Raw genomic sequence first — 616 nt, 5'->3', positions numbered from 1 at the left:
ATAATCAGAATTCTTTTTTTATATCTCTGATCTTGGATCGAATTGAACGAATTACTTGAATTTGTTCATGACTTTCGTTTGTCTACTCGTCACGCTTACATGATTGTGTTTTCTTAAAGAACTTTGTCGCTTCAACTTCCGTATCCGCTATATTCCGATGGGCATTGCGCCCCTCTTTATCTTTTTTGTTTTTCCCTTCGTTTCCGTTGGGACTGCAAAGGTAGAAATCTTTTTTGAACTTCCAAAAACTTTTTCAAGTTTTTTTTCTTTTCCCTTTTTTCGATTTCCGCGTTTAAAATTAAACCGGGCGGGATTTTTGATCCTGCCAGGCTTCTCTTAAACCCTTCTTTTTTCAGGGTTCCTTCTTTCAAAGCAACCGTCCCTCCCTTGCGGAGTGGTGCAAAGATAGGGAGTTTACCAACAAACTTCCAAGCCTTTTGTTCTTATTTATTTCATTTTGCCCCTAACTACCTGTAACGGTGCGAGATTCTTTTTCATTTTAGCGGCGGAAGCTGCAGAGGGAGGCGAAAAACAGCTGATCCTGCACCCGAAATGGGGACAGGGAAGCACGCGGCTCCGTGAAATGGGCTCCCCCGAGGTTTAACGGAGGGATTTC

Source organism: Sphingobacterium sp. UBA7253, assembly GCF_002472745.1.
Taxonomy (GTDB): domain Bacteria; phylum Bacteroidota; class Bacteroidia; order Sphingobacteriales; family Sphingobacteriaceae; genus Sphingobacterium; species Sphingobacterium siyangense.
The sequence above is the reverse complement of the archived record's forward strand: the minus strand, read 5'-3'. Positions refer to the sequence as shown.